Source organism: Caryophanon latum (assembly GCF_001700325.1).
GTDB lineage: Bacteria > Bacillota > Bacilli > Bacillales_A > Planococcaceae > Caryophanon > Caryophanon latum.
In genome coordinates, this window is the sequence record NZ_MATO01000025.1 from 44,857 (window position 1) to 54,269 (window position 9,413).

Sequence of the window (9,413 nt, forward strand, 5' to 3'; positions counted from 1 at the left end):
CGAAACAGTGTTGGATTTGCATTTCTCTCCACTGTCCATTTCGGTTGATTTTCACATCGAAGCACGCTTTCCGCAGGCGCGAACACGATGTTTGTTATGAAGGTGATAGCTCGTGTAGTGGCGCTTATCACCTTCCTCAATCCTCCTCGTCGCAAAAGAAACTTTCGCTTTTCCCACTGGAGTCCGCCTCTTGTTTCAAGCAACCTTCATACGCCGTACGTAGCTTACGGTGATGAACAAAAAAGGATTGTGTTAACATCCTCTCGACAGTTAACACAATCCTCTATTTATTTCTCCTTCACCCACACTGGTACGTCCGCTGCTTTCCTCGCATCCATTTCCTCTTTCGTGAAAATGATTTGCATCGGATTGCCGCCGACCATGCTTCCTGCAGGTACGTCTTTATGCACGAGCGTCATTGCCGACACGATCGCACCGTCGCCAATCGTTACACCCGGTAAAATCGTTGAGTTTGCGCCAATCATGACGTTTTTGCCGATGATGACGTCGCCGAGGCGGTATTCATCGACTAAATATTCGTGCGCTAAAATCGTCGTATTAAAGCCGACGATTGAGTTGTCGCCGATCGTAATGCGCTCTGGGAACATCGAATCCGGCATGACCATGAGCGCAAGCGACACGCGATCACCAATGTCCATCTTCAAAAATGTGCGATATAGCCAATTTTTCCAGCGCATGACCGGTGTCACACGACCAATTTGAATGACGATAAAGCATTTCATCACTTTAAAAAACGATACAGTATCGTACACGTGCCATAATGCGTTTGCTTCTTCACGAATGCGGTAACGCTCTGTTTTTCGCATGTAGTCACCTCCGTATTAGTCGGTGTAGTGCTCGCTCGTCTTTTGAATGAAGCGGCGGTAAATAATCATGCCGACCGCAAACGCAATCGCGATAATTGACACCACTTGTGCTGAGCGCAGTTCCGCAATTAAATATAAGCTGTCCGTACGTAGCCCTTCAATGAAGAAGCGCCCGATTGAATACCAAATTAAATAGCCAAAGAACATTTCCCCGCGCTTTAAGTTCGCCTTGCGCAGCATGACTAAAATAACTAAGCCGATGACGTTCCAAAGCGACTCGTATAAAAACGTAGGATGCACGTACGTCATGACACCATTGAGCTGTACATACATGTTGTCGATAATCCAGTTCGGTATCATTAAGCTTTCTAAAAACTCGCGCGATACCGGCCCACCGTGCGCTTCTTGATTGACGAAGTTACCCCAGCGCCCGATAATTTGCCCGATTAAAATGCTCGGTGCTGTGATATCTGCCACTTTCAAGAAGCTCACACCTTTTATGCGACAGAAAATGTACGCTGTGACGAATGCACCGATTAATGCACCGTGAATGGCGATGCCGCCTTCCCACACTTTAATGATGTCGATTGGGTTATCGCTATAGTTTTCCCACTTCATAATGACGTAATAAATACGTGCAGAAATAATCGCCATTGGTACAGCCCAAATTAACAAGTCTGCTAAAAAGTCCTCTGGCAATCCTCGCTTTACTGCTTCGCGCTGTGCAAATAAATACGCAAGCACAATGCCAGTTACGATAATTAAGCCGTACCAGCGCACCTTTAATGCCCCGATTTCAAATGCGATCGGGTCAAACGCTACTAAAAAATCCATCTGTTTCTTCCTTTCTCGATGTGCACGTTCGAACTTGACCCATTCGTGCATGGCGGCTCGCTTTTTATGGGCATAGCTTGAGCCTCCTCGCTACGCTGTGGGGTCTCAATGCTCATGCTCCTGCGATTACTCGTCGCAAAAGGAACTTTCGCTTTTCCCCTAGGAGTCTCGCCTTGCACGATGGGTCACTGTACGCTGCATCAAAAACGATTCAGTTACGCACATCGCTATCCTTCAAATTCTTCATCTGCAATCATAGCATCTAAGCGGCGAGAAAACTCCTCCGCGGCATTGACACCCATCCGTTTTAGACGATAGTTCATCGCCGCCACTTCGATAATAACGGAAATGTTTCGACCGGGTTGCACCGGAATGACAAGCTTCGTTAGCTCCGTGTCGATAATTTTCATTTTTTGCTCGTCTAGTCCGAGTCGATCGTACATTTTATTTTCATCCCAAATTTCAAGATCGATGACGAGCGAAATGCGCTTGTTGCGTCGAACGGCACTCGCCCCAAATAACGTCATAATATCGATAATGCCGACGCCGCGAATTTCAAGTAAATGCTCAAGCAGCGGCGGCGGGTCACCAATGAGTAAGTTTTCTGCCTCTTGACGAATTTCTACGCAGTCGTCCGCCACTAAACGATGCCCTTTTTTTACGAGCTCTAGCGCGGTTTCACTTTTACCGACGCCGCTTTTACCCGTCAATAAAATGCCAATGCCGTACACGTCGACTAATACGCCGTGTACCGCGGTCGTCGGTGCTAGCTTGCTTTCTAAATAGTTCGTTAAACGGCTCGAAAAACGCGTCGTCGTCATCGTCGTCGATAACACCGGTACTTGATGCTCATTCGCTGCATCGATGAGCTCTTGTGGTACGTCAATGCCACGCGAAATGATGACTGCGGGCGTTGCGAGCGAACAAAGCTTGCGCATGCGCTCTACTTTCGTATGCTCCGGCAGCATTTCAAAAAACGATAGCTCCGTCGTACCAAGCAGCTGCACACGATTTGCTGGGTAGTGTGTGAAATACCCCGCCATCTCGAGCCCTGGTCGTGAAATATCGCTCGTCACAATCGTGCGCCCAATGCCTTCTTCGCCACCAACAAGCTTTAAATTAAATTCTTCCATTACGTCTCTTGTCGTTACTTGCATATGTACACCTCTATCCCTATTACTTCATTTATTTTAGCACATTCATTTCACCGACAACGCAAAAAAGCGCGCCGAATACTCGACGCGCTCCACTCCTTATTGTTGCTCCGCTAACCATTTTGCGGCCGCTTCTGCCTCTTCCCCTTTTAATAAACCTGGTGGCATGTTGTTTTTACCGTTTTCGATAATGTCTAAAATTTCCGCCTCTGTTAAGCGTGCACCAACGTCATTAAGTGCCGGTGTGTTGCCTTTACCTTGTAAGTTGCCGCCGTGACATGTTGCACAAGATGCTGTCACAACTTTCTCTCTATCTACTGGCCCTTCTGATGTTGTCGTTTCTTCTTCTGCGCTACACGCCATAAGCATTGACGCCGTTAATACAATTGTTGCTACTAATCGTTTTTTCATATTTTCTCCCCCTCAAAAGCATTTACTTCTTTATTATAGCATCGTTACGCTCGCTTGAAACCTTCTCCGAGCACCTCATATGCATCCGAAACGATGACAAACGCTTTCGGATCAACCGTTTGAATAATTTGTTTCAAACGTGTGAATTCTGTTTGATATACGACGACGATGAGCATCGAGCGCTCCTTTTTCGTATAGCCGCCGATCGCAGGTACTTTCGTTACACCGCGGTCAATTTGCGCATAAATTGTATCACGCAGCTCGTCCTCTTGATTGGAAATGATGTACACCATTTTTGACTGGCTAAAGCCAAGCTGAATAACGTCGATCGTTTTCGTCGTGACGTATAAGCCGATAATGGCGTACAGCCCTTTTTCAATATCGAATACGAGTGCTGCACTGAGCGCAATAACGCCGTCAATAAGCAGCACGCTCGTTCCTAACGTTAAACCGGTGTACTTCGTAATAATTTGAGCGAGCAAGTCCGTCCCACCTGTTGATGCTTTTCCTTTAAATACTAAACCGATACCGAAGCCGACAACGATCCCTCCGAAAATGGCACCGAGTAACGGGTTAAGCGTTACCGGCTGCCAGCTTTGCGTCAAAATAACAATTGCCGGAAGCGTCAACGTTCCGACGAGTGATTTCATACCGAAGTTTTTGCCTAAAATCATAACGCCTGCGACGAATAGCGGAATGTTAAACGCATATTGCACAAGCCCCGCATTCCAGCCGAATAAGCCGTTTAAAATTGTGCTGATTCCGCTCACACCACCAGATGCGACTTGGTTCGGCAGTAAAAATAAGTTAAAGCCAAGCGCGATTACTGCCGCTCCCGCAATGACGTACACGTATTCAAGCAGCGTATCTTTAAACTCATATTGTACGTTTGTCATATTGTATTCCTCACTTCTTCTGTAGTTATGTAAATGAAACGAGCCACTAGTGGGATTCACTAATGGCTACGTTTTATTTCATCGTGCTATGGACTGCACTTTCCGCCCATGTCATTGCATCATCATACAGCTGCTGTGCGTCTTCTTCAGTAATGCGCAGTAGCTCATAATACTTCTCCACTTCTTCCCATTTCAACTTACCAAGTGCAATGCTAAATTTTAAAAATGGTGAATATGGTGTTTCGACGCCGATGAGTGTGTCGACAATAGCGTCTTCAAGCGGCATTTGCATTAAAATTTGCTGGAGTGGCCGCTGCAGTAGCGAATCAATGAGTGAAAACATGCCAACTAAGAAGTATTCGGAATGATTGCGACGGTGCTTTCGTGCAAGTTGCTCACATACGCGTGCACGAAATAACGATACAATCATCAGTTGCTGAAATACACCTGAGTCATGCATATTTTTCATTTCACGAATCGCAAGTAAGTATATCCATTTTTGTAGCTCGATCGTCCCGAGCATAACAATTGCTTGCTTAATCGAGCTCACTTTGCGACGAATGCGCGGATCACTCATACGAATAAATTGCATTAGCTTAAATGACAACGACACGTCTCGCTCAATTTGTACCGCAAGCTCATTAATGTCGACGTCACGGTCTTTTAACAATGCAAGTACTTGTAAATATTGCATCGTATTAATTGGAATTTCATACGACTTCACGAGCTGTGGCTGCTCAAAGAAGAAGCCTTGGAACATGCTATAACCATCGCGACATGCTAAATCGAATTGATTGCGCGTTTCTAATCGTTCCGCAATTAGTTGAATGTGCGTATGCTGATCACGTATGAAATGCTCAATATATCGGCGCTCCTGCTGCGTCGTCGTCAAAAAATCCACCTTTACAAAATCGATGTAATGAAACAGCTCCTCATATAGTGCGACATCTTGCTGCACAACGAAGTCATCCATCGAAATTTTAAAGCCACGTGCTTTCAGTACAGCGAGACGATTGATGAGTGCTGCTGTAATCGGTACGTCCTCTAACACTTCAATGCCAATCATTGCCGGTGTTAAATAATCGAGCAATGGACCCATTAATAAATTTTCGGTAAAGTTGACAAAACATAGCTTCCCTTTTGCTACTTCATCAATGCCAATCGACAATAGCGCATTGGCGAGCACTTGTGTCGTCGCATCATCTCCGTTCACTTCGCTATGTGTACGCACTTTCGAAGTTCGATATAGCAGCTCGTAGCCAACGACCTGCTCCTGCGCATCGAATATCGGCTGTCTCCCAACGAATACTTCCATGTTTCCCCCTCCTTCCTGCGTTTTGACAAATGATGAATAATTACAACACGTTCTTTTTACTTACGTTCATTCTACTATTGGCATTATTGTTTGTCATGCGCTAAATATCGTGCGAACCACTCGACCATTTCACGTAGACGCGCTTCACGTAACGACGGAATACCTTGACGCGACAAGTTATGGTCGCTCTTTGGGAAGCGTACGAATGCTGTGTCCTTGCCTTGTGCTTTTAGCGTCACATATAGTTGCTCCGCCTGCTCAATCGGACAGCGGTAATCATTTTCGCTATGCATAATTAATAGCGGTGTTTCCACATTGCTTGCGTATTTAAGCGGTGAGTGCTGCCAAAGCTTGTCAACGTTCGTCATGTCGTCGCCAATTTGCCAATCTGTAAAGTAATAGCCGATGTCTGATACACCGTAAAAGCTAATCCAGTTTGAAATCGAACGTTGTGTCACAGCTGCTTTAAAGCGGTTCGTATGCCCAACAATCCAGTTCGTCATAAATCCACCGTAACTACCACCCGTTACCCCTAATTCGTCTTTATTAATCCAGTCATATTGCGCTAACACATAATCAACGCCTGCCATAATATCTTCATAGTCACCACCGCCGTAATCGTGACGGCATGCATCAACAAACATTTGGCTATAGCCGTGACTGCCGCGCGGGTTCGTGTACAGTACACCGTAACCTTGTGCCGCCAGCAGCTGGAGCTCATGGAAAAACGAATTGCCGTACATCGTATGCGGACCGCCGTGAATTTCGACGATGAGTGGATACGTTTTGCCCTCTTCAAAGTTTGCTGGTTTCATGAGCCAACCATGAATGTCGAAATGATCATCTTTTGCGCGATATACAATCGGCTCTGGCTGCACGAGCGGTGTTTGCTGTAGCCACGCATCGTTAAAATGTGTTAGCTGTGTGCGCTCACCTGTCGTAATGTCATAGTAAAATAGCTCACCCGGGAATACCGCGTTACTCACCGCGATGAGCGCTGTATTACCTGACTTCATGACCGCATAATCGTATACGTGCTCGTCCTCTTGTGAAGCTGGGTACACCGCTCCGTCAATCGTTGCGTAATACAAGCGCACATCTCCCATAACCGATAGTTGGAAGTATAGCGCGTTCGTGTCCGTCCACACAACAGCTGGTGCATTCACCGCTTGCTGATGGTCTGCTACGACGTAATCGCCAACAGGTGCATCAATATACTCTGTAATGTTCATCGTCATGCTCGTCGTCACGTCGTATACGTACACATCGGAGTGCGTTGCGTTTTTGTACGTTTGATCTGCTCCGACGTATGCGATATAACCGTCATCAAACGAAAATGCTGCACCGCTGAAGTAGCCTTCACGCTGCTCAATTGCTACTTCCTCCTGCGTCTCTATCGTATATACATACATCGGAGAGGCGAAGTTCCAATCTTTGTTTTCTGTACGGTTGACGCTATATACAATTTGCGTACCTGCATGATTGATCGCCTGCAATGTGTACGAAAAATCGCCGTCTGTTAGCTGCGTCACCTCTCCCGTTTCAACGTCGACAACTGCAATATGCTGCACGCGATTTTGCATACGTAAGCCGATGCCATCTAGCTTATATTTCATGCCGTCCACTTTATATGATTGTACATCTTTATCATTTTTGTCCGCTGCTTTTTCGGTAATCGGTGCACGATCAATTGCAATTGATGTTACGTACAGCTTCGTGCCACACGGAGCCGATAAATAGCTCGACACGCCGTTTGGTAGCTCCGTAATCGGTCGCGCTTCCCCGCCATTTTTTTGCATCAACCACACTTGCTGCACATCGTCTTGCTTTTTTAAAAACGTTACAGCGCGTCCGTCCGGTGTCCACTTTGGCGATGCGATGCGCGAATGCCCGAACGTCCACTGCGTCACCTCTTCTGTCTGTAAATCAATATGGAACAAATGCGCCTCGTAATCATTTTCTTTTTCGTTTAATTGTGTGCGAATGAACACTGCCTCCTGCTCATTCGGTGCAAGCTGAGGGTTTGTAATGGAATGCAATGCATATAAATCTTCAATTTCCATATCGTTTCGCTCCTTTTATTTCGATTTTCGTAATAATTGTATCATGACGTATGAAACGACGAAAGCACCGTCCACATTCGAACGGTGCTTCCTATTTATCTTCCTATTTGCTCTTTAAACGAGCGTCGTAAAATTTTGCCTGTTGAATTTTTCGGTAGCTCATCAATGAACTCAATCGTCGTCGGCACTTTGTATTTCACTAAATGCTCCCGACAATGCGCGACCATATCGTCCACTGTTGTCGTCGGCTCCTTTAACACAATAAATGCGTGAACGGCTTCGCCAAACGTCGCGTCTGGAAAACCAACGACCGCCGCTTCGACTACGTTCGGATGCGCATAAATAACTTCCTCGACCTCGCGCGGATAGACGTTGAAGCCACCGACGTTAATTAAATCTTTTTTACGATCAACAATGTAAAAATAACCTTCCTCATCCTGCCTCGCCAAGTCGCCTGTATAAAGCCAGCCGTCTCGAATCGCAAGCGCCGTTTCTTCTGGCATTTTATAGTAGCCTTTCATGACGTTCGGTCCGCGCACGATGAGCTCACCAACTTCACCAATTGCCACTTCCTCACCGTACTCGTTAACGATTTTATTTTCAACGTTTGGAATCGACGTACCGATTGAGCCTGCTTTACGCTCGCGGTCTAACGGGTTAAAGCACGCAACAGGTGAGGCTTCCGATAAACCGTACCCTTCTGAAATGCGCACGTTAAACTGCTCTTCAAACGCATGTAATAGCGCCACTGGTAACGACGCCCCACCTGAAATCGCTAAGCGTAAATGTGAGAAGTCGCTGCGGTCACCGTCTTGCCATTGCAGTAAAAAGTTAAACATCGTCGGCACGCCAGCGAAAATCGTCGCCTGCTGTTCCTTTGCGAGCGCGTAAATGTGCTGCGGACTAAAGCGCGGTGCAAGCAATATTGTAGCGCCTTTCATAAGCGGTGCGTTGACAACGACTGTCAGTGCAAATACGTGGAACACTGGAAGCGTCGCAATAATGCGGTCATCCTCGTTCATATTTAAATAGACGCCAATATCACGCGCATTACTATATAAATTTTTGTGCGTTAACATGGCGCCCTTTGGCTGACCAGTTGTGCCTGATGTATATAAAATAACTGCTGTATCATCTTCATGAATGTTTGCGATTTCCGCCGTACCGTTTACTTGCTGTAACACGCGCTGAAATAGCTTTGTTTTTTCACGTACATTCGGCTCCATTGCATCGATGCGCTCTGCAATATGTGGCGTCGTCTCACAAAGCACGAACGTTTTAATTGCTGGGAATGCGCTCGCAGCAATTTCTACAAGCGGCAACATAACATCAAGCGCGATCACACCTTTTACTTCAGCGTTTTTTAAAATATAACTGATTTCATCCTTCGTATATGTCGGATTGACAGGTACAGCCGTTGCACCGATGCGCATAACGGCATACAGTGCAATGATAAAGTGCGGTGTGTTGCCAAGCAGCAGCGCTACGTGGTCACCTCGTTCAATTCCTTGCTGCTGTAAGCCTTGTGCAAACTTGCCTACTTGCTGCTCTAGCTGCTCATAGCTCACGTTTTGTCCTTCGAAATGATAGGCTACTTTTGTCGGTGTTGTCATTGCCTGCTGTTGCACTGTATGTACGAGCGTCATTCGAAACATCCCCTTTTTCATGAATAGTCATTCATTTTCCTTCATTATAAATCAAATAACTATCACTAACAACATTTTATTCTACTTCAAGCATTTTTCTTGTATAAATCATGTTATTTATTGGCTCTTCACCATAACTTGGGGTTGCTTTTCAAGTCGAGGCAGGCTTTCCGCGGGCGCGGAGGCGAACACGATGTTTGTCATGAAGGGGATGACTCGTGTAGTGGCGTTTATCACCTTCCTCAAGCCTCCTCGTCGTTCGTGCCT

General features: G+C 46.1%; 8 protein-coding genes. All 8 read right to left on the reverse strand.

The window, feature by feature from the left end; genetic code table 11:
* Window positions 1-287: 287 nt before the first annotated feature.
* On the reverse strand, window positions 288-827 hold the full coding sequence (locus tag A6K76_RS06220; protein WP_066463170.1) for an acyltransferase: 540 nt from the start codon (window positions 825-827) through the stop codon (window positions 288-290).
* A 15-nt stretch (window positions 828-842) separates the two neighbouring features.
* Window positions 843-1,661: a prolipoprotein diacylglyceryl transferase gene (lgt, locus tag A6K76_RS06225; RefSeq protein WP_066463171.1), complete on the reverse strand. Its 819-nt coding sequence runs from the start codon at window positions 1,659-1,661 to the stop codon at window positions 843-845.
* Between the two features lie 227 nt (window positions 1,662-1,888).
* Entirely contained in the window at window positions 1,889-2,818 is a 930-nt protein-coding gene (hprK, locus tag A6K76_RS06230) for an HPr(Ser) kinase/phosphatase (RefSeq protein WP_066463172.1), read from the reverse strand.
* 96 nt (window positions 2,819-2,914) lie between these two features.
* Window positions 2,915-3,226 carry a c-type cytochrome gene (locus A6K76_RS06235; protein WP_066463173.1) on the reverse strand — a complete coding sequence of 104 codons (312 nt, stop codon included), beginning with the start codon at window positions 3,224-3,226 and terminating at the stop codon, window positions 2,915-2,917.
* A 44-nt stretch (window positions 3,227-3,270) separates the two neighbouring features.
* Complete coding sequence (locus A6K76_RS06240; protein ID WP_066463174.1) at window positions 3,271-4,122, reverse strand: YitT family protein; 852 nt, start codon at window positions 4,120-4,122, stop codon at window positions 3,271-3,273.
* A gap of 73 nt (window positions 4,123-4,195) precedes the next feature.
* Window positions 4,196-5,437: an EAL and HDOD domain-containing protein gene (locus A6K76_RS06245; protein ID WP_066463176.1), complete on the reverse strand. Its 1,242-nt coding sequence runs from the start codon at window positions 5,435-5,437 to the stop codon at window positions 4,196-4,198.
* A gap of 83 nt (window positions 5,438-5,520) precedes the next feature.
* A complete protein-coding gene (locus A6K76_RS06250; protein WP_066463178.1) occupies window positions 5,521-7,500 on the reverse strand; it encodes a S9 family peptidase in 1,980 nt (659 codons plus the stop codon).
* Between the two features lie 95 nt (window positions 7,501-7,595).
* The gene (locus A6K76_RS06255) at window positions 7,596-9,146 is read right to left on the reverse strand and encodes a fatty acid--CoA ligase family protein (RefSeq protein WP_066463179.1); all 1,551 of its coding nucleotides are present in this window, start codon (window positions 9,144-9,146) and stop codon (window positions 7,596-7,598) included.
* Between the last annotated feature and the right edge of the window lie 267 nt (window positions 9,147-9,413).

What these genes read in the sequence shown, in the direction of transcription:
- A6K76_RS06220 (WP_066463170.1), bottom strand. Translation starts at nt 827, where the DNA reads ATGCGAAAAACAGAGCGTTACCGCATTCGTGAAGAAGCAAACGCATTA.
- lgt (WP_066463171.1), bottom strand. Translation starts at nt 1,661, where the DNA reads ATGGATTTTTTAGTAGCGTTTGACCCGATCGCATTTGAAATCGGGGCA.
- hprK (WP_066463172.1), bottom strand. Translation starts at nt 2,818, where the DNA reads ATGCAAGTAACGACAAGAGACGTAATGGAAGAATTTAATTTAAAGCTT.
- A6K76_RS06235 (WP_066463173.1), bottom strand. Translation starts at nt 3,226, where the DNA reads ATGAAAAAACGATTAGTAGCAACAATTGTATTAACGGCGTCAATGCTT.
- A6K76_RS06240 (WP_066463174.1), bottom strand. Translation starts at nt 4,122, where the DNA reads ATGACAAACGTACAATATGAGTTTAAAGATACGCTGCTTGAATACGTG.
- A6K76_RS06245 (WP_066463176.1), bottom strand. Translation starts at nt 5,437, where the DNA reads ATGGAAGTATTCGTTGGGAGACAGCCGATATTCGATGCGCAGGAGCAG.
- A6K76_RS06250 (WP_066463178.1), bottom strand. Translation starts at nt 7,500, where the DNA reads ATGGAAATTGAAGATTTATATGCATTGCATTCCATTACAAACCCTCAG.
- A6K76_RS06255 (WP_066463179.1), bottom strand. Translation starts at nt 9,146, where the DNA reads ATGACGCTCGTACATACAGTGCAACAGCAGGCAATGACAACACCGACA.